Annotated in this window: 22 protein-coding genes; 12 read left to right on the forward strand and 10 right to left on the reverse strand. The window is 38.9% G+C overall.

The window, feature by feature from the left end; all coding sequences use genetic code 11:
* Positions 1-71: 71 nt before the first annotated feature.
* Entirely contained in the window at positions 72-2624 is a 2553-nt protein-coding gene (locus ACMX3D_RS00610; RefSeq protein WP_482749565.1) for a proteasome protein, read from the reverse strand.
* An 873-nt stretch (positions 2625-3497) separates the two neighbouring features.
* Here ACMX3D_RS00610 and ACMX3D_RS00615 point away from each other — a divergent pair.
* Positions 3498-5351: an ATP-binding protein gene (locus tag ACMX3D_RS00615; RefSeq protein WP_482749566.1), complete on the forward strand. Its 1854-nt coding sequence runs from the start codon at positions 3498-3500 to the stop codon at positions 5349-5351.
* A gap of 246 nt (positions 5352-5597) precedes the next feature.
* Here the strand turns inward: ACMX3D_RS00615 and ACMX3D_RS00620 are convergent, their stop codons facing one another.
* The 7 genes from ACMX3D_RS00620 to gloB form a co-directional block, all read right to left on the reverse strand.
* A complete protein-coding gene (locus tag ACMX3D_RS00620; protein WP_482749567.1) occupies positions 5598-5726 on the reverse strand; it encodes a type II toxin-antitoxin system RelE/ParE family toxin in 129 nt (42 codons plus the stop codon).
* Positions 5723-6049 carry a type II toxin-antitoxin system ParD family antitoxin gene (locus ACMX3D_RS00625; protein ID WP_482749568.1) on the reverse strand — a complete coding sequence of 109 codons (327 nt, stop codon included), beginning with the start codon at positions 6047-6049 and terminating at the stop codon, positions 5723-5725. The genes ACMX3D_RS00620 and ACMX3D_RS00625 overlap by 4 nt, the downstream gene beginning before the upstream one ends.
* A gap of 58 nt (positions 6050-6107) precedes the next feature.
* Positions 6108-7484, reverse strand: coding sequence for a cytochrome P450 (locus ACMX3D_RS00630; RefSeq protein ID WP_482749569.1), 1377 nt, complete (start codon positions 7482-7484; stop codon positions 6108-6110).
* Between the two features lie 112 nt (positions 7485-7596).
* Positions 7597-8223 carry a Coq4 family protein gene (locus ACMX3D_RS00635; RefSeq protein ID WP_482749570.1) on the reverse strand — a complete coding sequence of 209 codons (627 nt, stop codon included), beginning with the start codon at positions 8221-8223 and terminating at the stop codon, positions 7597-7599.
* A 69-nt stretch (positions 8224-8292) separates the two neighbouring features.
* Positions 8293-8727 (reverse strand): VOC family protein, encoded by a 435-nt coding sequence (locus ACMX3D_RS00640; protein ID WP_482749571.1) that lies wholly within the window; start codon positions 8725-8727, stop codon positions 8293-8295.
* 91 nt (positions 8728-8818) lie between these two features.
* Entirely contained in the window at positions 8819-9916 is a 1098-nt protein-coding gene (locus ACMX3D_RS00645; RefSeq protein WP_482749572.1) for a DUF2817 domain-containing protein, read from the reverse strand.
* 70 nt (positions 9917-9986) lie between these two features.
* Positions 9987-10760, reverse strand: a complete 774-nt coding sequence (gloB, locus tag ACMX3D_RS00650; RefSeq protein ID WP_482749573.1) for a hydroxyacylglutathione hydrolase — start codon at positions 10758-10760, stop codon at positions 9987-9989.
* 518 nt (positions 10761-11278) lie between these two features.
* Here gloB and ACMX3D_RS00655 point away from each other — a divergent pair.
* The 10 genes from ACMX3D_RS00655 to dnaB all read left to right on the forward strand — a co-directional run bounded on the left by ACMX3D_RS00655 (position 11279) and on the right by dnaB (position 24099).
* Positions 11279-11506, forward strand: coding sequence for a hypothetical protein (locus ACMX3D_RS00655; protein WP_482749574.1), 228 nt, complete (start codon positions 11279-11281; stop codon positions 11504-11506).
* Between the two features lie 241 nt (positions 11507-11747).
* Positions 11748-12587 (forward strand): glycosyltransferase, encoded by an 840-nt coding sequence (locus ACMX3D_RS00660; protein ID WP_482749575.1) that lies wholly within the window; start codon positions 11748-11750, stop codon positions 12585-12587.
* A 131-nt stretch (positions 12588-12718) separates the two neighbouring features.
* The gene (locus ACMX3D_RS00665; protein WP_482749576.1) at positions 12719-13885 is read left to right on the forward strand and encodes a glycosyltransferase family 4 protein; all 1167 of its coding nucleotides are present in this window, start codon (positions 12719-12721) and stop codon (positions 13883-13885) included.
* A 153-nt stretch (positions 13886-14038) separates the two neighbouring features.
* The gene (locus ACMX3D_RS00670) at positions 14039-16288 is read left to right on the forward strand and encodes an ATP-binding cassette domain-containing protein (protein WP_482749577.1); all 2250 of its coding nucleotides are present in this window, start codon (positions 14039-14041) and stop codon (positions 16286-16288) included.
* Positions 16285-17496 (forward strand): glycosyltransferase family 4 protein, encoded by a 1212-nt coding sequence (locus ACMX3D_RS00675; RefSeq protein ID WP_482749578.1) that lies wholly within the window; start codon positions 16285-16287, stop codon positions 17494-17496. The genes ACMX3D_RS00670 and ACMX3D_RS00675 overlap by 4 nt, the downstream gene beginning before the upstream one ends.
* Positions 17497-17512: 16 nt before the next feature.
* Positions 17513-18478 carry a glycosyltransferase family 10 domain-containing protein gene (locus ACMX3D_RS00680; protein ID WP_482749579.1) on the forward strand — a complete coding sequence of 322 codons (966 nt, stop codon included), beginning with the start codon at positions 17513-17515 and terminating at the stop codon, positions 18476-18478.
* Positions 18479-18483: 5 nt separating this feature from the next.
* Complete coding sequence (locus ACMX3D_RS00685; protein WP_482749580.1) at positions 18484-19494, forward strand: Npun_R2821/Npun_R2822 family protein; 1011 nt, start codon at positions 18484-18486, stop codon at positions 19492-19494.
* 1 nt (position 19495) lies between these two features.
* On the forward strand, positions 19496-20422 hold the full coding sequence (locus ACMX3D_RS00690; RefSeq protein ID WP_482749581.1) for an Npun_R2821/Npun_R2822 family protein: 927 nt from the start codon (positions 19496-19498) through the stop codon (positions 20420-20422).
* Positions 20423-20624: 202 nt separating this feature from the next.
* The gene (rplI, locus tag ACMX3D_RS00695; protein ID WP_482749582.1) at positions 20625-21083 is read left to right on the forward strand and encodes a 50S ribosomal protein L9; all 459 of its coding nucleotides are present in this window, start codon (positions 20625-20627) and stop codon (positions 21081-21083) included.
* A gap of 175 nt (positions 21084-21258) precedes the next feature.
* The gene (gene dnaB, locus ACMX3D_RS00700) at positions 21259-24099 is read left to right on the forward strand and encodes a replicative DNA helicase (RefSeq protein ID WP_482749583.1); all 2841 of its coding nucleotides are present in this window, start codon (positions 21259-21261) and stop codon (positions 24097-24099) included.
* Between the two features lie 53 nt (positions 24100-24152).
* Here the strand turns inward: dnaB and ACMX3D_RS00705 are convergent, their stop codons facing one another.
* Both ACMX3D_RS00705 and ACMX3D_RS00710 read right to left on the reverse strand, forming a co-directional pair.
* The gene (locus ACMX3D_RS00705; RefSeq protein WP_482749584.1) at positions 24153-24674 is read right to left on the reverse strand and encodes an FKBP-type peptidyl-prolyl cis-trans isomerase; all 522 of its coding nucleotides are present in this window, start codon (positions 24672-24674) and stop codon (positions 24153-24155) included.
* A 78-nt stretch (positions 24675-24752) separates the two neighbouring features.
* Positions 24753-25076 carry a phasin family protein gene (locus tag ACMX3D_RS00710; RefSeq protein WP_229539156.1) on the reverse strand — a complete coding sequence of 108 codons (324 nt, stop codon included), beginning with the start codon at positions 25074-25076 and terminating at the stop codon, positions 24753-24755.
* Between the two features lie 133 nt (positions 25077-25209).
* Here ACMX3D_RS00710 and ACMX3D_RS00715 point away from each other — a divergent pair, with 133 nt between their 5' ends.
* A complete protein-coding gene (locus tag ACMX3D_RS00715) occupies positions 25210-25518 on the forward strand; it encodes a TIGR03792 family protein (RefSeq protein ID WP_482749585.1) in 309 nt (102 codons plus the stop codon).
* The last annotated feature ends 98 nt before the right edge of the window (positions 25519-25616 follow it).

The following is a 25616-nucleotide window of genomic DNA, read 5'->3' on the forward strand; positions in this document are numbered from 1 at the left end:
GCATAGACGCAAAGCGGCTTCTCGAAGAGTAGGCGCAAAGGCGCAAAGAAGACTGCAAGTATACTCAGCTATTAAATAGCAATATCTGAATAAGAAATGGTGGCGATTTCAGAGAGGATATTTAGCCAGGTGGGAATAGCAAGTTTTGGCGGCGAGTCCCCAGCAGCTAGATATCTCAACAATGCTTCTTTTTTAGAAATATTTTGCAGTGTGGGAATAATTTGATCTAAAATTCCTTCTATTTCTGAATTTACTTGTTGATTTACTTCACTGACATACTGCACCAGATGGAGACTAGCACTAGCGGTAATTTCATCGCGCAGACGCAAGACTAACATTTGATGATGGCTGGCTTTGGGTGAATTTTGGCTTCTTTCTGGTGACCAATCAAATATTTGACCAATGTTGTGTTTTTCGTCTTGACGTGCCAAGGGAAACATCATTTCAGACGCAATTTCTTTGTCTTTACTGTCAATTTCTGCGAGAATCGCTTCTTTCCATTGATTAGGATCGCAGCCTAACAGTAATTTATAAAATAAATCGGCTTCTTCACTACCAAAACCTATCTCAATTTCTTGTTCCATTTCGGTGGTGAGAAGTGTTTTGAGATAGTCTCTTGCTTCGGCTACTTGATTGGATAGTTTGTTTAATAAATCTACCACTGCTTGACGAATGCGATCGCGGGCAAATATCTCGACTTCTTGGACAGTTTTTTCAAAGGTTGGATAAAAGTCATCACTCTTAGTTGGTAAAGCATTATTAACTTTACTTCCTCTGTCAAATAACTTCCCGGCTGCACCTTTGGTTTCTGCTATAGTGATAGCGCCATTGTTGGCTTTGTTAAATAACAAAGTCCATTGGTTCCAGTTGAGAATTTTAAATGTGAGTTCGTCTTTTACTACTTCGCTGACAACTATTCCCCGGCGGTCTTTGAGTGGTTCTTTGCCTAATTCTTTTTGAAAATTGCGGTAAGTTTTATCTAAACTATCAATGGCATTTCTTAACTCAATTAATGTGGGACTATCAAGAGTTGGTATGCCTTGTTCATGAATTTCTGCGATGATATTTTTCAGGTTTTCTTGTTGTTGACGCACATTCTCCGCCGCGCGGCGAGTATCTTCATACAGTTGCTTTAGTCCATGCGCTGCAACGTGATTTTGAATTAATTCTCGCAGTTTGGCAATACCGCCATCTTGAGCAAAGTAACCTAGTTTTCTACCAAGGTGGCTACGTGCGTCAGATTCTAGCAGTCTTTCGCTGAGGCGTGTCCATTTTTGTTGCAAACGTTTTGAGCGCTCCAGGTAATCAGGGTAATCTAAGTTAGATAAAAATTCTGGTGAACCTGCTTTCACACTACTCGAACGTTTGGCTAATTCCGCTAGTCCTAATAAGGGTGATAACAAAACGATGCGGTCTTTTTGAGTGGTGAATGCACTTGCGCCATCAATAGTTGTTTGCAGAACTTTCAGTTTTTTGACAACAGTTTCCTCATACAAAGGAGTGTTAGCTGTACTGTCTTCAATGAGTTGGTCGAGTTCTCTTTCGCCACCTTCACTTTCTAGGGGTAGCTGGTCAAAACGACCGACACCGACAAGAATTAAATCTTTGAGGTCTTGTCCGGGTCGCTGTTGCTGCATCATGGTAAATATTTTGTTAGCGCGATCGCTCCCTGGCGATTTACCATTGAGCAAGATTAATATTGTTTGGACTTCCGCTAATTCTCGCAGCGATAAAAAGGTATCCCTCGCGCCGGAGTTAGCCGCACCCAACCCAGGAAAATCTAAAAGAATAAATTCGGAAGCGTCTGTCACATCCCAAATTTCCCGCGAGATTTTCACTTCAATATCAACGCGGCGAATTAATGGAAAGCTGTTTTGCAATAACTTTGTGGGTAGTCTTTGGGGTGGACTGGGTAAGCGGATATGTGCTGGCGGTAAATCTTCAAACCTCAGAGTTTGAATAGCCATTGGTTGTTCTGCCAGCTGTAAACCTTCACGCGCTGTGGCATGATCAATTTGATAGCGTCCGCCACACATCGCTTCGCCGTAAGAAGTATAAGCACGCACGAACAACACCAATTCACGCAGCAGATAGCGTAACTCTAAATTATTACTTTGATTCCATGCTTGCTCACACCAAGCAATAATATCTTTGCCAGAGTTTAACTGCGAAAGTTGTACAGGCACAAGCCCGGCGGCAGCTGATCTGCGGCTGGCTTCTGCTAACATAAAACGCAAGCATTCTTTCACTCCTTCGTGCGAAAGATACTCGACAGTAAAATTCCCTACTTGGGTAGTAGCAAATTCATCTTGTGCTACGAGGTGAATGGCTGTAACATTACCAGTAGTTGGGTTTTCGTTGACTGGTAATGCATCGGCATATCCAATTAAGCTGCCTAAGAGTAGAGTTTTTCCACTACTGAATTCTCCCATCACTCCGATTTTGACAGGTGAAGTGGCAAGTTCTACGGTTTTCTCAGCAGTTTCTCGCAAGCGTTCCAGACATTCATCCAGACTGGCTGGTACCCAATCTTCTTGTTTAGAAGGATACTGTGGTACAGAGTTGATTTTTTGAAGTATAAATTCGCCGTACTCTTTAAAATATGCTAACTTTTCAGACTCCATACAATAGTTACCGTTAAAAATAAAATTTATGTGAGTTTTATAACATAAAAGTTGCAAACAGCAGCCGTTAGCTCAAAGTTTTGATTTTATGGTGTTTCCCATTTTAGTGAGTCAAAATCCTTACACCCAGTTTCAACAGAATATTTTGCTGGGTTGGTTTTAATTTATTTGTTGAACATTGTGCCGCATCTAGTCATATCCGCCGTTTTCTAAAGTAAATAGATATTTATTCAGTATAAAAACTTAATTACAGTCATTTTTAATCAAAATTTAACTTTATTTAGCTGTTTCAGATTTGATTTGCATATTTAATATAGTGTTGACAGTTAACGGTGAACGACCCATGAAGTGATGATGCAATCGATATGTGGTTTAGCTGACAAAGATTCTCATACTCATGAGTAGGGATACACAAATGTCTGATCCTCAGCAATGATTTTTTGACGGTTTTTATTTTTTCTAAAAAATAAAATATATCTTTGAAGATTAATTACAAATTTCAACCTTGAAATTAAAATTACTTAATAAAGTCAAGGGTTATGCTACAAATTTTTTCATAGCATCAGGGAATATTTTAATTTACAAAAAATTCAATATTAATAATTCAAAGTTTAAGCACAATTGATTTTGAGAATCTAAAAATTGTGTTAAATTCTTTTTTATTCAAAAGAATATTTGCAAATTTATGAAACTCTCTTAAGATAGATGTACTTACTGGATGATCGTAATAACATCACAGTATGATGTTTTGAGTTTTTCTTTGAGTTATTGGGTAAATTTAAGACAAGTGAAAAATAAATATTATTTGAGAAATTTCAGCATAATTTTTCAGATTTTATATAATACTAGTCTCCGCAGGATAGGCAGGTAAAAGTGTTTTCTGAAAGGGTGCAAAATTTAACTCACAAAATTGATGAAAGCATAAAACTAGTGCAGAAGCGCGGTAAAAAAAATACTAGCGATCGCAAGATAAGAAATATGGCACTAGCAGCTGCCAATCATGAATTAGAAACAGAAATTGAGAACCAAACAACAGAATTAAATAATGCACTCCAGCAACTGCAAGCAACAGAAGCCAAGTTAGTTCAGACAACCTCCCAAATGCAAGCAATGTGGCAGCTGCTGGCAGATACATACTTTCGTATTGATCCCAATGGGATTATCTTAGAATACCAATCAAGCAAAACATATAATTTAACTAACCAATCAAAAGCAGTTCCAGGTCAGCAATTACTAGAGTGCTTACCAACATCTATCGTTATCCGCTTTCATCAAGCCATCAATCAAGTTCTGCAAACTCAATCTTTAGTTAGTTTTGAATATACTTTAACCTTAGAAGAAGGTAAGGCACATTTTGAAGTCCGATTATTACCATTAGCATCACAAGAAATTATCGTGCTAGTGCGTGATATCACTCACATAGTACAAGGAGCTTTTATCGAAGGTGGTGATCAGTTTCGGACGATTGTTGAAAAAGCTAACAATATTATTTTTGCACTCACCCCTGATGGTTTATTTTCTTATGTGTCTTCTAACTGGAGTGAGATTTTAGGGCATGATGTCACAGAAGTTGAAGGGAAATCCTTTGTTTCCTTTTTACATCACGAAGATTTATCGACCTATACAAATTACTTCACTAAAATTTTAATTACAGGACAACAGCAAGACGCGATCGAATATCGCATTAAACACAAAAATGGCAATTGGCGATGGCATAGTTGCTACTCATCCGCCATCAAAGATGCTAGTGGCAATGTTGTCTACTTTGTTGGTATTTGCCAAGATATTACAGTTCGTAAACGCGAAGAACTACGACGACAGCGTATAGAAACAGCTTTAAGAAAATCAGAAGCCAAGTTTCGCGCTAAAACTCAGCAACTAGAAGAAGCGCTGCGAAAACTGCAACAAACCCAAGCTCAGCTCATCCAATCAGAAAAAATGTCCAGTTTGGGACAGTTAGTCGCAGGTATTGCTCACGAAATTAACAACCCGGTGAATTTTATCTATGGCAATGTGAAATATGCCACCGATTATGTACAAGATTTGTTGCACTTGATTGAACTTTATCAGCAACACTTTTACCCGCCAGCACCAGAAATTCACCAGCAAATTTATGCAATTGATTTAGATTTTATCCGGCAAGATTTGCCAAAAGTCTTAGATTCGATGAATACAGGCGCAGAACGCATTCGCCAAATCGTTTTATCTTTACGCAATTTCTCACGGGTTGACGAAGATGGCATGAAGTTGGTGAATATCCACGAAGGCATTGATAATGCTTTGTTACTCTTGCAAAATCGCCTGAAAGCTCAAAAAGATGCTCCAGAAATCGAGGTGATTAAAGATTATGGCGATTTACCAAGGGTAATGTGTCATCCTGGACAAATGAATCAGGTATTTATGAATTTGTTGACAAATGCCATTGATGCTCTTGAAGAAGTGGCTATTCCCAACCCGCAAATTCAGATTCGCACCCAACTACAAGCAGACGATCGCATCACAATTAGTATTACAGACAATGGGACAGGAATCGACGAAAAAATCCGCGATCGCATCTTTGACCCTTTCTTTACTACCAAACCTGTAGGCAAAGGTACAGGAATGGGATTATCAATTAGCTATCAAGTTGTTGTCAAAAAACACCGGGGGGAATTAGATTGTATTTCCACACCTGGAGAAGGAACTGAGTTTGTGATTAGCATACCTACACAACTCGACCCAGCCTAAATTCAAAGCAAAACAAAAATAGCATCGCTTTGAATTTAAACGAAAATCAGTCAATTCTCAATTTTAAAGTTTTATTATTCGTCTGTAAACAAAGCTTCTAAATCTCGATAACCACTCACAACATGAGTAATAGTAATTCCATCTTCTTTGGGATACTAAAATACAACATAATCTAATCATCGACAGCAAACCCGCGTAAATTTGGTACAAGCCTTCCATAACTTTTACCCATATTAGGAAAACTAGCTACCAATTTACATTTTGGCGAATGTCATCAAAAAGCTTGCTGGCTGCTTTTGGGTTATGATGAGCAATATATTCACAAATTTCATCTAAGTCCTGAATTGCTGCATCTGCAAATGAATAATTACTCATTCAGATGACTCCTCAGCAATTTGACGAATTTTTTCTTGTAACTTAGTAAACACAACTTCGCCATCAGTTACTTTTCCTTGAGCAACTTCTTCAGTTCCTATAGCAATTTTTTGCCTTAATTTTTCAATTCGCTGTTCTCTTTCTTGTAGCAGTTTAAAGGCTTCATTTATCACATCATCTGCACTAGCGAATCTACCACTAGCAAGCTGTGCTTGAATAAATTGCTCTAGTTCTGGTTTGATTTGGATGTACCTACTTTCTAACTTTATATAATTAATAATTTTACCTTGATGCAGTGAAAACTCATGGGTGTAGGTGTCCAAAATTCTGACATCTCTACACCCTCCACAATAAAGAGTCTTGTTGTACAATTAGCGACTTTTAAAACTTATCCTTCACCATCAAACGCACACCGCCAGCAGGTGTAAATACTATGCCACGCCGTACAGGTTTAAGTGGAGCTTTTTCTAACAATTCTAGTGAGTAGTGCGAAAGGATAGTCGCTAGAACTAATTTCATTTCAAATAAAGCAAACGCCATTCCTAAACAACGACGATTTCCACCGCCAAAAGGTAAAAATTCATAAGGCGAAAATTGGCGTTCGAGAAAACGTTCTGGTCGAAAACGCTGGGGTTCTGGATAAATATCTGGACGTTGGTGAGTTAAATAAATACAAGCAGATATTGTCATACCTTTGGGTAAATCGTAACCCATTAATTGCATAGGAGCTTGTAAAATTCGCGGCAAACTAAAGAAAACAACTGGATAAATTCGCAGTGTTTCAGAACAAACAGCATTTAGATATGGTAGTTGAGCAATTGTTATAGGGTCTGCACTGGCTATATCAATGGAGTTGAGTTCTTGCAGTAATTTTTCGCGGACTTCTGGTTGATAATGAATCCAATATAAAGCCCAAGCTAAGGCGATCGCAGTAGTTTCATGACCTGCAAACAACATAGTCATCAACTCATCGCGCAACTCCTCATCACTCATGGGTTGACCATTTTCATCGCGTGCAGATAGTAGCAAACTCAAGATATCTTCACCTTGAGATGCGCTTTGATGGCGACGTTCCCGAATTTCTTGGTAAATTAATTCATCAAGCTGCTGTCTGCTACGGAGAAATTTACCCCAAGGACTCCAAGCACCTAAATCCTTTTGTAATATTTTGAAAAATAAGAAGACAGCACTCAAAGGTGCATTAAAAGTATCCAACATCTCAACTAAGATTTGTTGAATTTGTTGGTAACGTTCTCCTTCTTGCAGTCCAAAAACAGCACGTAAAATCACTTTCAGGGAAATTTCCTGCATCCAGGGACGCGCGATAAATGGTTGTCCTACCTTCCACTGACTAGTGACTTGATTGGCAATTTCACAAATCAAATTACCATAAGCTTTCATGCGTTCTCCATGAAAAGGAGGCATTAACAGTTTACGTTGTTGTAAGTGGCGATCGCCATCAAGTAATATTAATGAATTTGTTCCTACCAAAGGTTGAATAATGTTGTTCCCTGAACCTGATTCAAACAACTTAGCATCAGCAGTAAAAAGTTCTTGAATTGCTTGTGGATGACTAATAAGTACCTGTGTGGGCAACCCAGCCAATGTAGAGATAAAAATATCTCCGTATTTTTTTTGATGCCAATCTAAGTTTTCGATTGGTTGTAGAATTGCTCGCAATGTCTGAAACCATTTAGGCTCGGTCGTTTTATTTGGAAGATTATGACTGGTTTGGGAATTTTTTTGGAGAGTAATCATTAGTTATGCTCCTATTTAGGAAGTTTGGAACGCAGAGGAATAGGGAGGTAAGCGCAAAATTACGCAGAGTTTTATTGGCAAGTGCTGAGTGGTGAGTAGGCAACTATTTCTTTTAATTATTTGAGTTTGTTATCGATTTTGCTAGTAATCCTAAGCTTTTTTTCAATTCATTAATGGGTTCTAACCAGTTTTCTTCAAAGCGATATGCAAGCAGAAAATCTGCTTTTTTTCCTAATTCTTTTCCTTGTTTTACGTTAGCAAAAATTTCTTTAATTTGGTGCGGTGCGAAGATTGGATAGAGGAATTTAGCTAACCATAAGCTGATTTTGAGGGAATTGCTATAATTTTGGGCAGCGGCAAAGGCTAATACACCAATTTCTCCGGCGTAGGTCGTATCAAAGCCCAGTAACACATGAAAAATATCGTGGGTAACAATGTAGCGCAAAGCAAATACATTGCGTTGAGCGACATCATCTAGTTCAGGGCTGATATTGAGTGGTTTGAGGTGATTGGCTTGCATGTGGTCGGCATATTCTCTACCAAAAGAACCTGGAGGATATTGGCTTAATTTTTCTAGATTAATTGGGGGATAATAGCCGATTACTGGTTGTAATTTAGTGGCTAATTCTGGGTTAACTTTTGCACCAAAAAAATCAGACTTAAGAATAGCAAAATCACCAAAATTACCTGAGTTTTTATAGTTCCAAATCGCTTTAAGTTGTTGTAATTTATTGAGCATAGGAAACTAAAGGTTGGGTGAGGCGATCGCTAATCATTAAAATTCTCTATAATAGCGATCGCACTTAATCTATGAGATACTTCTCTGTTGTTGTGCTTGGGCGATTGTGAAATTAACCTCCTGACCATAGGCAACCTCAAGTTGATAACCATCAGGATCATGGATAAAAGCCCAGTAACCAACAGGAGAACCATAATCGTTAGGCCCTGATACCGACAAACCCTCTAACTGCGCTTCATTACAGAGATGGTCTACTTCTTCGCGGCTTTTACAGGCTACGCCAAGATGAAAACCAGATGAAGGTTGGCATTGTGCTTTATCTAATTGCAGTAGCACAATTACAAATGGTCGAGTTAAATCACTGATCCAAGCAACTTCAAATTTATTAGTTTCATCGGTGCGACGATGCACTACTTTCATTCCAGCATACTTCTCATAAAACGAGATGCTTTTATTGATGTCGGTTACTCCCAATGCAATATGAGTTAAACCAATATCTGCCATAAGCGGTTTCCTGAATGCAATCAAAAATATCTTTCAAATTATGATATTGCGAGTTTTGAGTGCTGAGGTAAACGCAAAGGTACGCTGAGTTCTAAATTATTTCTGTAGGGAAACAAACCTCAATTGCTTTTTCTATTAAATCAAGACCTTGGGACACTACAGTATTCCGCCAAGTAATATCTGCGGGTGCAAAAACTTCTTCTAGTCGTTGGCGTGTCCATGTTCTGGAGGGGTGTTCGGGTGGAGAATAGAAATAAGCGCGATTTTCTGCCCGTAAAGCTTCTACCACTTGGATAACTGGGTAAGTACCAAATTCAGCCGTGAGAAATTTGTAATCACACTGAGGAAACATCGCTTGACACCAAGTTCCTAAACCCCCACGAATTTTATAAATTTTTCCCTCTGGTTGGTAGGGTTCTACGACATCAGCACCAAACTTTTCGATTAACCACTGGGCTGATGCTGAATCTGGGGGATCATCAATAAACAATTTATAAGTCCCTTTTTTACCTAAACCAGTGTGTAAATCAATATGCAGAACGTTTTTGGCATCACCAATCCATCGCGGAAGATTAGCGGCTAAGATTTCATAAGTTTTAGATGGCCTATGTCCACCAAAAAATAATCCTTGGGGATAGTCGTATTGTCCTACAGGTAAGGTATTGATTAAAGAAGTAATTCCGTGACGGAAAATAGTAGCGATCGCTTTGATAAAAAACGGTTCAAAAGCCGATGGTGGTGAAGTAGGGTTAAAGAACTCATTCAACTCCCCGTACTTTTCAGGACTACCTGTATATTCCTCATTTGGTAGCAGGAAATTACGGTTAAGGTCGATATTATCCTCATTCCAACGCCGCCCCCAAGCAAAACCATAGGGATTTAAAGCATGTAACAGTACCAAGGCTGTTCCTGGGCTGGGACACCAACCAATCAAACGTTCTTCTAACAAAGCACATTGAACAGCCGAACCAAAAAAACCCTCAACCCCATGCAAGCCACTAGAAACAACTAAAATTTGCTCAGGTTGCGAGGTTCCTAATATCCCCACATCAATAGTTAAGTCCTCGTCATCCGGGCCAATTTGGTCAATAGAATATGTGTCTAATTGGCAACCCAACGCTTGCGCCGCCGCACAAAAACGATATCGTGCAGCAGCATAGTTTGGACTAAAAGCAGAAACGTAAGACATGAGTGGGGGAAAGCAGGGGGGCAGGGGGCAAGGGTGCAGGGGTGAATAACTATGGACTATTGACCATTGACTAAAATCTATCTTTCATTCCCCGAATGCGGGCGAATGTTTGCACTGCATCGTTACTTTTAGCAGCTAGTTGTAGGGATGGTTGTTCCCAACGCAAAAATGGATTGGTACGTTTTTCTACTCCTAGCAAGGAAGGGACAGTAGCTTTGCCTTGAGTGCGAAAAGTTTTTGCTTCTGCATAGCGCTGTTGTAAGTCAGTATTCTCACTATCTACGGTGAGGGCAAATTGTAAATTTTTTAAGGTATATTCGTGGGCGCACCAGACACGGGTATTATCTGGGAGCGAACGGAGTTTTTCTAAGGATGACACCATTTGTGTAGGTGTGCCTTCAAATAAGCGACCACAACCACCAGCAAAAAGAGTATCCCCACAGAACAATTCTCCAGGTTCATCGGCTGCGTTGGGTGGAAAGTAGTAGGCGATATGGGCGCGGGTATGTCCAGGAACGAAGATAACTTCAGCAGTGCGATCGCCAAAAAAAACGCGATCGCCTTGTTGCAGAAACACCTGTTGTCCGGGAATTCTTCCTTTATCCTCAGCCCCACCATACACTGTTAGCTTGGGGAAGCGCTGCATTAGTTGTTGATTGCCGCCTACATGATCATGATGATGATGGGTGTTGAAAATTGCTACTAACTCGGCGTTGAGTTCTGCCAGTTTGCTGAACACTGGTTCAGCTTCCGCTGGATCGACGACAGCGGCGATATTTTCTTGGCTATTGTGCAGTAAGAATATGTAGTTATCTGAGAGTGCCTCAAGACGGAATACCCGCATTTCCTCTGAACTCCCTTACAAATGAATTATTGGTATTTTCTGAGATACCGGAAAATTTTGATTTTATTTATTCTAGCTGGTAAACCGCATGAACCATGCTAATCTACAACCGTGCTTACACTGAAAACATCGTAAAAACTCCTAAAAATCTACTTATTTTATCAGTAAAAATCCTCTGGGAGTATCAGTAAATACGAAGTTAGATTTATTCTGTTCTTTTTAGTTCTAAAAATGGCTAAAAAGGCGGTTATTAACAGTTGTAATTATTTGCTATTGACCATCCAAATTTTAGATTTTAAATTTTGGATTTTGGATTAATGATTTTGGATTAGGTAATTTTTCAATCTAAAATCAAAAATCTCTGCAAGCTGTATCCCCTTGTGGCGTATTAAATCTAAAATCTAAAATCCAAAACCTAAAATTGGTTGACTACCAAAATTAATATTGATTAGGGTTGCGTTTGCCTATGAGTCAGTGAGCAAATATTGCCATGATTCTTTGCATTTTCAGGAGAAATAATGAGCGATCGCCCGTCTATCTACATTAGTGTTGATAGTCAATCAGAAATTGCTATTAAAAAAATTGTAGACAAAATAATTTCATCGGGAAAGTTGAGTCGTAACGATCATAATTTACTGCTTTCGCACATATTTGCCAATGGTAACATCAGCGATAGAGTCCGCCGCCAAATTAACCGCATACTAGATCAAATTCAAACAGGGCAGTTAAAATTGATCGACTGGTAGCGCCTAATCAACCTAGAAACTCTCTGCAAGCATCACCTAAAAATCCGTCGCTACTTTCACCCTGAAAAATTGCAACCAAATATGGCTGGCTTCATCTCTAAAAAATTTACTCTGTATATGATAAGAGATGTAACTAAGACTTGAGCTTAGCAATATTTTGTATATTTTTACCAATAGTATGGATTTTTTATAGCCAAAAATACCAGAGTATTCTTTATTAAGATATAGATTAATTAAATTTATGAAAGAAACTAGAGGATTCATCACTATATTAACTGGATTGTATTCTTTTCAAGATTGTATTCATTTTTTAGCAGCAATCCGAAAGTTCCATGAAGAACCAATTATTGTTTTAATTGATCAGGTTCCGCCGATTTTATATCCTTTTCTCAAAGCATTTAAAAATGTAATTCTCAAGCCAGCACCAAAACATGAAAATACGGTGTTAGCATCAAGGCTTGCCAAAATCTCTTTATACGACGCTTCTGAATTTGATAAAACGATTTTTTTAGATTCAGATATTTGCTTACTAACCGATATTAACGATGTATTTGAGGCGTTGGATGAATTTGATTTATTGTTAACTGAAGATGTCCAACCAGATATCTCTAAAGCTACCAATTTACTGCGAGGCAGTCAACAAGAAAACTTAGATAAAGTTTTGCTAACCCTCCAATCTGTAGGCTTACCACTCCAGGAAAATGATATTCAGTATAATAGCGGCTTAATCGCGTTTCGGAAAACAGAAGACAGTAAGAAACTATTTACTGAATTTCAAATAAATTTTGCAATTATTACGGAAAATCAAGATAAATTGTTATTGCGAGATCAAGGAGCTTTTGCTGCGGCGATCGCTACTGTTAAACCTAACATGAAAGTCCTACCACCTACCTATAATTTCTTGAGTAAGTGGAAAGATGCTTACAACATTAGTCAGGAAATTAAAGTACTACATTGTACTTATCCTTACAGACCGCAGTATGCTAAAAATATTACCCGTTCTTTATATACAAGACTGTTTGACAAGTTCGCTCAGTTCTTTTTGCCTAACCAAGTCACAAATCCCTGGCGGATAAAATAATTTATATAGCACTTGATTTCTGAATCATTCGTAGAGACAGGGAACAGGAAACGGGGAATAGCAAAGAAGGAATTAAGGTCTACTGTTTTTTAAATCAAATATGAGTCCTATACATAGGAATATATTAAATAATGAAAGATAAACCAAAAATATCTATAATTGTTTGGAACTTATCAACTAACGATGGTTTTATTCGAGCTTCCCTTTTAGAAAAAGCCTTGCACAAATTAGGCTGGGAAGTAGAAATTATCGGCTTCTTATTTGACAAAGAATTGTATCGTGCTATCCCACCAGAAGCAAAATTAAAAACTGTAGAAGGTGGCAATTATCCAGATTTTTTTAAATCAGTTGGTAAACTTTTAAAATTGATTGATGGCGATATTATTTATGCAATTAAACCACAGCCAGCCAGCTATGGTGTAGCACTAATAAAAAAATTAGCTAGTAAAAAACCAGTAATTGTTGACATTGATGACTGGGAACTTAGCTGGTATGGTGGCGATGCTTGGCATTATAAACCAACAATAAAACAGTTAGTCAAAGACATCTTTAAAAAAGACGGTGTTTTAAGAATTCCGCATCATCCTTTATATATTAAATGGATGGAAAATTGGGTCAATCGTGCCGATGTGGTAACAACACATACGAGCTTCTTGCAAAAGCGTTTTGGTGGTATCTCTGTTCCTAACGGCAAAGATACTACTTTATTTGATCCGGATCGATATCATCCCGAAGAAAGTAGAAACCGTTATGGTTTATCGGAATATCGTATTTTAATGTTTCCTGGTGCGCCCAGACCTTATAAAGGTTTAGAAGATGTTTTAATTGCCTTAGATAAACTTAATCAACCAGACCTGAGATTAGTGATTGTTGGTGGCAGTCCCTACGACAATTATGATGAAGAACTACGACAAAAATGGGGACGCTGGATAATTAAATTGCCAAATTATCCCGCAGATGTCATGCCTGATGTGGTTGCAGCGGCGCATGTTGTGGTTGTTCCCCAAAGAGACACTCCCGAAACTCGCGCCCAATTCCCACTGAAATTAACAGATGGGATGGCAATGGCCAAACCTGTATTATCCACAAGAGTTGGCGATATTCCTGAAATTTTAGGTGACACAGGCTATTTAGTTGAACCTGCTTGTCCAGACCAAATTGCCGAGCAAATTCAATTGATTTTTCAAGATTTAGATGTAGCCAATGAACGCGGCAGAAAATCAAGAGAAAGATGTGTGGAAAAATATAGCATTGAAGCGATGGCAGCCACGCTCAAGTCAGTAATTGCGCGGTTGTAAGCATGAGTTTTAAATGATAGGCTAATGCCCGTCGCATCCTAATTTGTAATTACAAAAAGCAAATTTAAAAATAAATATTTATTTGAGGATTAGCTGGTTTGTTAATTAATTGATGAATAATAATGTATTGAGGTAAATTTTGATAAATCAGCAATGTCTACCAAGCAGCTACTAGTAAGATTTGCCAAACCCTATCCAGGTTTAATTCTACTGACTATAATCTTGGGATTTTCTGGAGCTTTATTTAATGGTGTCAGCACAGCTTTAATTGTGCCAGTAATTTTAAAAATTGTCGGGCAGGATGTTGATTTAACCAAAGCTCCAGTAATTTTGAAAAAAATCATGACTCCTTTTGACGGTGTACCAGAGAATTACCGCATAGTAGTCATGGCTGGGGCAATTATATTAGTAATTGTTTTCAAGAACGTAGCTACCTATTTAAGCTCACTAGTATCAAATTCTTTGACGCGTATGTTGATGTCAGATATGCGCGAAGCTGGATTAAAGTTATTACTAGAAATTGATATAGATTATTACGCCAAGATGAAAGTTGGTGATTTAATTAACCGTCTTGGCGGCGAAATTGGGCGCTCTGCAACTGCTATTGGGAATACATTCAAATTAGTTATTTTAGGAATTACGATTTTAGTCTTTATTGGTTTACTGCTGTCAATTTCTTGGCAGTTAACCTTAGCTTCTACAGTTTTGCTGTCTTTAGTTACCTTGGTAAATCAGTATGCCATTGCCCGTGCCAAAAAATTTGGTAAGCAGCTAACTGAAATGTCGAAAGCTTATTCGATTTCTATGCTGGAGACACTGAACGGCATTCGGTTAGTGAAATCAACAGGTAATGAAGGCAGAGAATATCAAAGAATTCAAAAATTAATTCGGGAACGGGAAAAAGCAGATTTCCAATCTCAGGCTAATTCAGAAGTGATTGCACCTTTGAGTGAAGTCATGGGAATTACAGCCTTAATTTTAATTGTATTTTTAAGTAAAACTTTCTTTGCTCACCAAGTTGCTTCTCTTTCCGCAGTATTGCTGACATATTTATTAATATTGTTGCGATTATTACCCTTAATTTCCCAATTAAATGGCCTGCGGAGTAGTTTTGCCAGCACCAGCGCCAGTGTAGAAGCAGTCACAGACTTTTTAAGGTTAGATAATAAGCCGTTTATGCCCGAAGGCGAAGTTATCTATACAGAGTTAAAAGAAGGAATCCATTTTAATTGCATTTCCTTTGCTTACCCTGGTCACGAAAAGTTAGTTCTCAGGGATGTGGATTTATATTTACCACGTGGTACAACTTTGGCGTTAGTCGGTGGTTCTGGTGCGGGTAAATCAACCGTAGCCGACCTCTTACCCAGATTTTATGACCCGATCGCCGGCTGTATTACCCTGGATGGTAAAGATTTGCGGGAATTTGATATTACAACTGTACGTAAGAGAATGGGAATTGTCAGTCAAGATACCTTTCTCTTTAATAATTCTGTCGCAAATAACATTGCCTACGGACGACCAGAAGCAACTCAAGACGAAATTATCAGTGCTGCCAAGCGGGCGAATGCCTACGAGTTTATCAGCAAATTACCCCAAGGATTTGACACTTTAATTGGCGATCGCGGCGTAATGTTATCGGGGGGACAAAGACAAAGATTAGCCATCGCCCGCGCCTTGCTACAAAATCCCGAAATTCTGATTTTAGATGAAGCCACCAGCGCCTTAGATACAGTTTCTGAACGCTTAGTCCAAGAAGCGCTAGACGATTTAAGCCGCGATCGCACCACCTTAGTCATCGCCCACCGCTTATCCACAGTCCAAAAAGCCGACCAAATCGCCGTCCTCGATCAAGGACGAGTGATGGAAGTCGGAACCCACGACGAACTTTTACAAAAAGGTGGTTACTATTCTCGCCTGTATGCAATGCAATTTGGCGATCGCACCGAAGCTACTACAAAACAGCATCAAAGTTTAACTCGCATTTCTCACGAAATTCGCACCCGTCTCAACTCAATGATTGGGGTTTTGGGTTTACTCATAGATGATTTAATCGATAATTCTCAAGAACAGCAAGAATTAATCGAAGAATCATATAAATCCGCCTTAAGAATTATCACCACAATAGATATCTTTCAAGATATTTTAAAACTGCAAATTCAAGAGCGATTTTTGCCTTCCACAGAAGCAAATCAAAACCTGAATCATCAATATCAACACTTTAATTTGATGTTTTCTGAGTTTCGTGATTGCTTAGATATCATCTTTAATAGTCTTCGCTCTTTAGCAGACAATGCAATTTACACTCCTGAAGAACAACATCAATATATTATAGATGCTTATAATTCTGCTATTGACTTACTAGATAAACTAGAAAAATTTGAAGATAAAATTACAGCAGTATGAAAAAACATAGTTTGCAAAAAAACTATAACTTCTTTCTCACAGAAGAATTACCCAAGCCAGAAGCTTATTATGTGCAGGCTGCTAACGCCGCCAACGGAGCCGCAAACTTAGGTTGTCCCACAGTTTTGATTTATCCGCAGAGGGGATGGGCAGCAATGAATCCAGTGCATTTATTGCATCCTTTCCAACCAGAAAAGCCGCCAGAAAGTGTGATTAAATATTACAACCTCCAAGATAATTTAAAAGTAGCAAGGCTACCAATGCCTTGGCCTATCGATTATTTTAAAAATAAATTTACTAACTCTAAAACCATCGCTACAAAGTATTATTTTCCTTTTCATATTCGGGCAACGACAAAAATTGTTCATGCTTGGAATTGGAATTTTGTCAAAGCAGCAATCAAAAATGGCATCCCCGCAATTTATGAGCATCACCACCACGAAGATAAGCAATTTGAACCCGAAATAGTTAATCACCCATTGTTTCAACTGGCGGTGACAGTTGTAGATACAGTCAAAGAAAGCATGATTGAACATGGGATGCCACCAGAAAAACTGATTAAAATCCATAATGGATTCAATCGCTTATTCATGCAAAGACAGCCAGAAAAAGCAGCAGAATGGCGAGAAAAACTTTTGCAAAATCAGCGATCGCAATTAGTGGTTTATGCTGGAGCGTTACAACAATTTAAAGGAATAGATATCTTAATTGATGTAGCTAAAGAAATGCCTTATGTGCAATTTGTTTGTGCAGGTGGTAAACCAACAGAAGTAGAACATTATCAACAACTAGCCCAAGCAAAACAAGTCGATAATATTACTTTTTTAGGGTTTGTTTTACAAAATGAACTGGCATCTTTGTTACAAGCTGCCGATATTTTGGCTCATCCCCATTGTTCTGGAAAGGCAGCTACTTTTACTTCTCCGTTGAAATTATTTGACTATTTAGCTTCAGGAACTCCCATTGTTGCAACTGAAATTCCCTCATTAATGGAATTTAAAAATACTGTAGCGATCGCAGCTTGGTGCGAACCAGATAACCCCATCAAATTTGCCGCCGCCCTTCAACAAGCTTTAGAAACTCATCCGAAAAAAATTGATGGTTACTCAGAAACTATCGAATTTGTCAAACAATTTTCTTGGGAAAATCGCGCTGCCAAAATTCTCAGTTACGTTGATGAATCTTACCGTCCCCAACTTGTAGCTTAATTCAAAAATAAATCAAATGCAGATAACAACCGTTGGCATGATTAGCAGCTATAAAGCTTTAAAAACGCAAGGTGATTGGATGTGGCAACAAACACCACATCCTTTTGGAGTTTGGCAAAACATTCAAATGCAGGCACTAGCTTCTAAGCCTGATTTTTTATTAATGTATCAGTTTGATTTTCCGCATATACTCAAAAAGCCAAAGCAAACTTGGTTAAGTCGTCTGCAAAAAAAACAGCCATCACCAGATTTAAATATTGACTCTGTACTTAGGGGAGTCAGCAAAGAAAAAATCATCTACCTCATGCGCGAACCGCCCTTAGATGAGGTAGTAGAAAAACATAAAAAAGTTTATCAAGTAGCCCAACAATATTGTGGCTATGTATCTGGTCCCGATGACTTTGCACTAGTGCCAGAATATATGCCAGCGATTTGGTATCACAGCAACTCATTTAAAGAATTAAATGAAATGCCACCTCCAGAAAAAGTTGCGCCTTGTAGTTGGATTACTTCTGGAATTAGCCGCACAGCAAATCATCGTCAGCGGTTGAGTTTTTTGCAATTGATGCAGAATAGTGAAATTAAATTTGATTTGTATGGCCGCGACTTACCAGCAACCGCGAAATCCCAGGGTGAGCTTGGTAATAAATGGTATGGCATGGCTCCGTATTATTACAATCTGGCAATTGAAAACTATGCAGATAATAATTGGTATGTAAGTGAAAAACTTTGGGATGCTCTACTTGCATGGTGTTTGCCAATTTATTATGGCGGGCCTGCTGCGGATAAATTATTACCACCTGGGAGTTTTTTAAGATTACCCAGTATGGATGAAAAAGGCATCGCTTACATTCAAGAAGTGACTGCAACTCCTGATGCTTGGTATGCAGCCAAAGATGCGATCGCAGAAGCTCGTCAGATAATTTTACATGAATTAAATCTGCTCAATTGGCTGGCAAATTTTGTGAAAAATAACGGATAAAACTTATGTCAAATGGCATCTATACGTTGGCTAATGATTATGTTTATAACCAACTGGTAGCCTTACTCAATAGTATTGAAGTGAATGCTGGCGATGTGCCAGTATGTGTAATTGCTTACAACGATCAAATAGATTTAGTTCGTGCCGAAGTTACATCTAGAAAAAATGTCACTCTTTTAGAAGATCCAGAAATTTTTGCTCGCTGGGAAGAATTTTCTCATCGCGTTTGGCAATCTCATCCTACAGCTATTGAAACTTGGCAAGCTAAAGGAATTAAGAAATTTTATCGAGTTGGTGAAAATCGCCGTTACTGTGCTTTTGATCCAGATAGTTATTTTGAAAAGTTTATCTATTTGGATGCTGACACATTAGTAATGCAGCCATTAGATTTTGTGTTTGACAAGTTGGATGAGTATGACTTTGTAGCATACGATTTTCAATATAAAGACCCTGCTCATATTTTTAAAGTCTCATCTCCCAAGCTGTATGAAGTATTTAGCAAAGAGAGAATTGAGTCAGAAATTTTCTGCTCTGGTTTTTATGCTTCTAAGCGCGGTGTATTTCCGCCAGAACAAAGAGAGTGGTTGCTCACTCAGTTAAATAATGGCGACTCAGAAATTCTGTATATGGGCGCTCCTAACCAGTCCGTATTGAATTATATGAGAATGAAAAGCAATGTCTCTTATTACAACTTTTCTCTCAATTTACCAGAAAATCAATTAACTGGTTGTTGTGCCAATTCACCACATTTTGTAAATCAGGGTAACGTGCTTTACGACAAAGGGAATAAATTAACTTTTCTGCATTATATCGGCTTATCTTCTAAACTATTTAATCGCCTTTGTGCTGGTGAAAATATTGATTTTCCTTACAGAGATATTTTCTTGCATTATCGCTACTTAAAAGAACCAGAAAAACGCCCAGTATTTACAACTAAACCCAAAGCTTATAATGCGCCTCCGAGTTTAGGTAAACGAATTCTCAAAAAATTAGGCTTGGCAGTAGGAGGTAAATAAGATGAGTCAGGGAATTTATATTTTTGCCAATGATAAGGTAACAGATCATGCGATCGCTCTTTTGAATAGTATCCGCTTAACAGACCCCGATATCCCGATTGTCATGATTCCTTATGATGAAAACTATCACAACATAGCTGCACTGTTGAACCAACACTATGGCGTGCAGGTATATGAAGATTTAGATTTTATCAATCACCTTTCTCAAAAACTATTCGACATTTTTGGCGGACAGTTTTTTGCAAGTCCCAATAAACTGCGGAAACCAGCTTGTTGGTTTGGCCCCTTTGATGAATTTTTGTACATCGATACCGATGTTGTTGTATTTGAAAAACTCAGCAATAACTTCAAGTATTTAGCTGAACACGACTTTATTTGTTGCGATTATCAACATTTAGGTGGGATTAAAAATGTTTTTAGCCCCCATGTTGTAGAAGCAAAAGTTTTTACTGAAGCTGACACTAAAGATATTTTCAACAGTGGTTTTTGGGGTTCCAAGAAAAATATCTTTTCCGAACAAGATTTGTACGATACCTTCGCGGAGTGTGCCGCCCATCCAGAGTATTTTGACTTTAGCGAAAAGGTTTCTGATCAACCAATTCTCAACTATATACTGCTGAAGCGAATTCCGCGTCGCTTTAACATTGTGCGTCGCGCCGAGAAAGCCCCAGGAAATTGGGCAGGTAGCCCCCAGTTCCAGCAACAAGGCCATATTCTCATTGACCCGACAGTTAATCAACCTCTGCAATTTCTGCACTGGGCTGGAATTCACATTCAACCAGGCTGTCCCTACTGGGAAATTTGGGAACATTACCGCAATTTAAATTCAGCAATACCACCAGCCGCAATTCCCGCACCGCCGAAACCAAATCAATGGGAAACAACATTACGGACAGTCAAAAAACAAGTTCGCAAAATCTTTAATTAAACTGTGAAATGAAACCACTGACCATTGACTTTTGACAATTGACCATTGACTTTTGACTAAACAGTTGCGATCGCCCCCTGCCTTTCGCTAGGATCTGTAAGCTTTAGGGTATAGACAAAGCTGCTTGGGATACAGCTACACTCATGTAGGCTATCCGGCTGCAACCCAAGTTATTGAGATTTTACAGGAAAAACAAAAAACAATGGCGAAACGCGTTCAGTTAGTTTTAACTCAAGATGTCAGCAAGTTAGGCAAATTAGGCGACTTAGTAGAAGTAGCTCCTGGCTATGCTCGAAATTACCTCATTCCCAAGAGTTTGGCAACCCATGCAACTCCTGGTATTCTCAAGCAAGTAGAACGCCGTCGTGAACAAGAGCGTCAACGGCAATTAGAACTCAAACAACAAGCCTTAGAACAAAAAGCCGCTTTAGAAAAAGTTGGCAGCTTAAAAATTGCCAAGCAAGTTGGTGAAAACGAAGCCATCTTCGGTACTGTCACCACCCAAGACGTGGCAGATGCAATTCAAGCAGCTGCTAACCTAGAAGTTGACCGTCGTGGTATCACAATTCCTGATATTGGCAAACTGGGTACTTACAAAGCTGAAATTAAGCTGCACTCTGAAGTAACAGCGCAAATCGACGTTGAAGTTGTCGCCAGCTAACAATTGGTTAAGATTCTGCCACAGATGAACACAGATGTTTTATCGGTGTTAAATCTGTGGTTGCTCATTTCTTCGGTAAGTTGTTGGTAATCAGTGAACCATCACAGTGTTCTCTCGCAGATTTTGGACTATAAGGGTAATAGAGACATCCTCATTACTCATCCAAAATCGCATTATGGCGGAAGAATTAAGTTTTCAAGGCGATGGTAGCGATCGCCTACCACCCCAAAATATCGAAGCAGAAGAAGCGATTCTGGGTGGAATTTTACTAGATCCAGAAGCGATTGGTCGAGTTAGCGATCGCTTAGTTCCTGAAGCATTTTACATTAGCGCCCATAAAGATATTTATCAAGCAGCCTTGCGCCTCCACGCCCAAGGTAAACCCACAGATTTACTTTCTATTACCAGTTGGTTAGCAGATAATGATTTATTAGCGCGGATTGGTGGGAGAAATAAACTAGCCACCCTTGTAGACCGAACAGTTTCTGCTGTTAACATCGACGCTTTAGCAGGCTTAGTCATGGAAAAATACCTGCGGCGACAGTTAATTAAAGCTGGCAACGAAATTGTCCATTTAGGCTACGAAACAGAAACCGAGTTACCACTAGTTTTAGACAAAGCAGAACAAAAAGTATTCGGTGTCACTCAAGAACGCCCCCAATCAGGTTTAGTGCATATTTCTGATACTTTAGTCAATACTTTTCAAGATATTGAAACGCGCCATCAAGGCATCGCTTTACCTGGGATTCCTTGCGGGTTTTATGATTTAGATGCCATGACCAGCGGTTTCCAGCGTTCTGATTTAATTATTGTCGCTGGCAGGCCGTCAATGGGGAAATGCCTCAGCTTTGATTCTGAAATAGTCTTGGCAGATGGACAAATTACGACAATTGAAGAATTGTATAAACAACGTCACGGCTCGTTATTGACGTTAAATGATAACTGGAAATTTAGCTTTACCCAACCATCAGCATTTGTAGATGATGGCATAAAACCTGTTTTTCGGGTGATAACTCGATTAGGAAGAACCATTGAAACTACAATTACCCATCCATTCCTAACTATTCAAGGTTGGCAAAGATTAGCAAATCTCCAAGTCGGTGATCAGATTGCTGTACCCCGTAAAATAGACGTATTCGGTAGAAAAACTCTACGTGAGTGTGAGGTGAAATTACTAGCCTATTTAATAGGTGATGGTGGTTTAACTAATAGCAATCCAAGATTTACAAATAGTAATCCGTTACTGCAAGCAGAGTTTTCTCAAGCAGTAGCGGATTTTGGTGGTTTAGCTATCCGGTGGGAAACTTCTCAAGGACAACGCACACCATCGCTTAGTGTGAGAAGCGATTTAGAATTTATTGCTATTCAGAGACAGTTGTTTGCTCAACGCTTAAAAACTTTAGTTCAGGCTCACAATTTAACTGCTAGACAATTGAGTTGTGAGTTAAATGTTAGTCCATCTTTGTTAAGTATTTGGCAGCAAGGGCAGTGTGTACCAAATGCTAATAAATTTAAACAACTGTGTACACTTCTTGAAACTGAATCAGAAGAATTTGCACCGCATGGATTTACTAGCATTAGCAAGGTTAGCCGAAATTCTCTCACAAATTGGTTAGAAAAGTTAGGGTTATGGGGTAAAGATGCTCATGCTAAAACAGTACCAGCAATTGTATTTCAATTAGAGCGATCGCAAATAGCTATATTTCTCAATCGTCTGTTTGCTACAGATGGATGGGCGACTTTACTTACAAGCGGTCAATCGCAATTAGGTTACTGTACTGTCAGCGAAAAACTAGCGAGACAAATACAACATTTGTTATTACGATTTGGGATTATTGCTAGACTGAAAAAACGTTCTGTGAAATATAAAGACACTGACAGGCAAGCTTGGCAATTAGATATTACTGATGCTCAAAGTATCAAAATATTCATCTCAGAAATTGGGATTTTTGGCAAAGAAGCAGCCTTAGAAAAAGTTGCAGAAGCAATATCACAAAAGCGATATCAAACTAATTGTGACCTCATTCCTATAGAGATTTGGGAACAGATAGCAGTAGCTAAAGGCAGTGAATCTTGGAATAGTTTAGCCAAGCGTGCTGGGATTCAAAGCTATACAAATATACACGTCGGTAAACGTGCTTTAAAAAGAGAACGGCTCTGGATTTTAGCTACAGCTTTAGAAAATGTACAACTACAACAGTTGGCTACTAGCGATATATACTGGGATGAAATTGTTTCTATTGAGTCAGTAGGTTATAAACAAGTCTATGACTTAACAATTCCTGAAACACACAATTTTGTTGCTAATGATATCTGTGTTCACAATACAGCCTTTTGCTTGAATCTAGCCCACAATATTGCTGCTTTATATAAATTACCAGTCGCCGTGTTTAGCTTAGAAATGTCCAAAGAACAGCTAGTACAGCGACTATTGGCAAGTGAAGCAGGAATTGAATCTGGTTATTTGCGGAGTGGACGCATCAGCCAAACCCAGTGGGAACCGTTAAGTCGGGCAATTGGTATGCTTTCCGAGATACCAATTTATATCGACGATACGCCGAATATGACAGTCAACGAAATGCGGAGTCAAGCCAGACGACTACAAGCAGAACAAGGCGCAGATTTAGGGTTGATTGTGATAGATTACTTGCAACTCATGGAAGGAGCAGGTGATAACCGCGTACAAGAATTATCTCGTATTACGCGAAGTCTCAAAGGTTTAGCCCGTGAATTATCTGTGCCTGTAATTGCTTTATCACAGTTAAGTCGCGGCGTAGAAGCCCGGACAAACAAGCGCCCTATGTTATCTGACTTGAGAGAAAGCGGCAGTATTGAACAAGACGCGGATTTAGTAATTATGTTATACCGCGATGAATATTATTCACCAGATACCCCTGATCGCGGCATCGCCGAAGTCATAGTAGCAAAACACCGCAACGGCCCAACAGGTACAGTCAAACTTTTATTCGACCCGCAATATACAAAGTTTAAAAATCTAGCAAGACCAAATTATTAGGTGTGAAGTATGAAGTCTGAAAATTTTATACTTCATACTTCACACTTTATACTTTATTTAACATCCAACAGTTCCACATCAAAAATTAGGGTAGCGTTAGGTGGAATCACACCACCTGCACCACGGGAACCATAGCCTAACTCTGAAGGGATAATCAACTCACGCTGACCGCCAACTTTCATTGTGCTAAGTCCTTCGTCCCAACCTTTGATCACTTGTCCTACGCCGATGGTAAAGCTAAAAGGACGATTGCGATCACGAGAACTATCAAACTTAGTACCATTTTCTAAAGTGCCAGTGTAGTGAACTACAACAGTTTGGCCAGGCTGAGGAGTTGCCCCAGTTCCCTCTTTGATTTCAACATATTTCAGTCCAGAGGGAGTAGTGACAACATTTTTATCAGACATAGTTTTGTTCGCTATCAGAGTATTGTTTTCGGTAATGGTGGTGGGTGATGATTGCGATTGGCTCAAATTAGCAGCAATGGCAGTATCTGGTTTACCGCCGACTTGGGCTAACACTAAAACCACAACACAAACCAGCATGACACCCACGCTGAGTAAAATTGCTTTCAAAATTAGTCCTCCCTACTGAGGTCGTTTGGCAAAAGCAATACCAACAGGACACATTTAGTTTAAATCAGAAAGGCCAGATTAACGCCAAAGCTTGTTTTCTAAATCGCGTACTTGACGTTCTAAACGGTCAATTCTACCTCGTAGTTCATCTACCTCAGACTGACGCGCCACTCCCAAATCCTGCATCATATTCCGCATTTGTCGTTGCATTTGAGCGTCCCAGTTTCCTTGCTCCGACTTTAACTGCTGTACAATATCATCCATTACCGCTTTAGCTTGCTCAGGATTCAACTTGCCGTCTTTGACTAATTCATCACTGACTTGCCGTAACTTTTCTGCTACCAAAGACGTTGTACCAATACCGACCATCATTAGCTGTTGCAACCAGTTGTTGCTATCCATACTGCCATCCTGTTATTTATTTCAAACCAGCCTCCTTGCTCTTGAGTGTATGCAATCAAGCTATGCTGGAAGCGTGTTATTCTAGCCTACATCTCTATTTTGGCAAATTGGCAAACACAAGGAATGAATAGGTGTGGTTATAGAACTGCTGAAATTTCAGGTTGACCCAAATCTGCGAGAAAGTTTTATCCAGAAGGATGCTGAAATTTGGACAGCAGCATTGGCTGAGTATCCAGGATTTCTCGGTAAAGAAGTCTGGATTAATCCCAATAACCATTCAGAAGTAACTTTAATTATTCGTTGGGCAACACAAGAGCAGTGGAAAGCTATTTCCCAAGTAGATTTAGCAGCTATTGATAGTAAATTCGCCCAAGCATTGGGAAATACTTATCAGTTGATAGAATCAGGAGAATATCAAGTACGAAAATTCCCTCATACGTGAGATTGAGAACTTGTATAGTAATCCGGTTTGATTTTTGGTTATTCCCAAATTTTCAGCATAATTTCTCATTGACAAAAAAAGATTATCTTAATCTCTCA

Source organism: Anabaena sp. TISTR 8404 (assembly GCF_056847745.1).

What these genes read in the sequence shown, in the direction of transcription:
- ACMX3D_RS00635 (WP_482749570.1), bottom strand. Translation starts at nt 8,223, where the DNA reads ATGCTCAATAAATTACAACAACTTAAAGCGATTTGGAACTATAAAAAC.
- ACMX3D_RS00710 (WP_229539156.1), bottom strand. Translation starts at nt 25,076, where the DNA reads ATGGATAGCAACAACTGGTTGCAACAGCTAATGATGGTCGGTATTGGT.
- ACMX3D_RS00675 (WP_482749578.1), top strand. Translation starts at nt 16,285, where the DNA reads ATGAAAAAACATAGTTTGCAAAAAAACTATAACTTCTTTCTCACAGAA.
- ACMX3D_RS00630 (WP_482749569.1), bottom strand. Translation starts at nt 7,484, where the DNA reads ATGATTACTCTCCAAAAAAATTCCCAAACCAGTCATAATCTTCCAAAT.
- ACMX3D_RS00690 (WP_482749581.1), top strand. Translation starts at nt 19,496, where the DNA reads ATGAGTCAGGGAATTTATATTTTTGCCAATGATAAGGTAACAGATCAT.
- ACMX3D_RS00660 (WP_482749575.1), top strand. Translation starts at nt 11,748, where the DNA reads ATGAAAGAAACTAGAGGATTCATCACTATATTAACTGGATTGTATTCT.
- ACMX3D_RS00665 (WP_482749576.1), top strand. Translation starts at nt 12,719, where the DNA reads ATGAAAGATAAACCAAAAATATCTATAATTGTTTGGAACTTATCAACT.
- ACMX3D_RS00670 (WP_482749577.1), top strand. Translation starts at nt 14,039, where the DNA reads ATGTCTACCAAGCAGCTACTAGTAAGATTTGCCAAACCCTATCCAGGT.
- ACMX3D_RS00680 (WP_482749579.1), top strand. Translation starts at nt 17,513, where the DNA reads ATGCAGATAACAACCGTTGGCATGATTAGCAGCTATAAAGCTTTAAAA.
- gloB (WP_482749573.1), bottom strand. Translation starts at nt 10,760, where the DNA reads ATGCGGGTATTCCGTCTTGAGGCACTCTCAGATAACTACATATTCTTA.
- ACMX3D_RS00620 (WP_482749567.1), bottom strand. Translation starts at nt 5,726, where the DNA reads ATGAGTAATTATTCATTTGCAGATGCAGCAATTCAGGACTTAGATGAA.
- ACMX3D_RS00645 (WP_482749572.1), bottom strand. Translation starts at nt 9,916, where the DNA reads ATGTCTTACGTTTCTGCTTTTAGTCCAAACTATGCTGCTGCACGATAT.
- ACMX3D_RS00685 (WP_482749580.1), top strand. Translation starts at nt 18,484, where the DNA reads ATGTCAAATGGCATCTATACGTTGGCTAATGATTATGTTTATAACCAA.
- ACMX3D_RS00610 (WP_482749565.1), bottom strand. Translation starts at nt 2,624, where the DNA reads ATGGAGTCTGAAAAGTTAGCATATTTTAAAGAGTACGGCGAATTTATA.
- rplI (WP_482749582.1), top strand. Translation starts at nt 20,625, where the DNA reads ATGGCGAAACGCGTTCAGTTAGTTTTAACTCAAGATGTCAGCAAGTTA.
- ACMX3D_RS00640 (WP_482749571.1), bottom strand. Translation starts at nt 8,727, where the DNA reads ATGGCAGATATTGGTTTAACTCATATTGCATTGGGAGTAACCGACATC.
- ACMX3D_RS00655 (WP_482749574.1), top strand. Translation starts at nt 11,279, where the DNA reads ATGAGCGATCGCCCGTCTATCTACATTAGTGTTGATAGTCAATCAGAA.
- dnaB (WP_482749583.1), top strand. Translation starts at nt 21,259, where the DNA reads ATGGCGGAAGAATTAAGTTTTCAAGGCGATGGTAGCGATCGCCTACCA.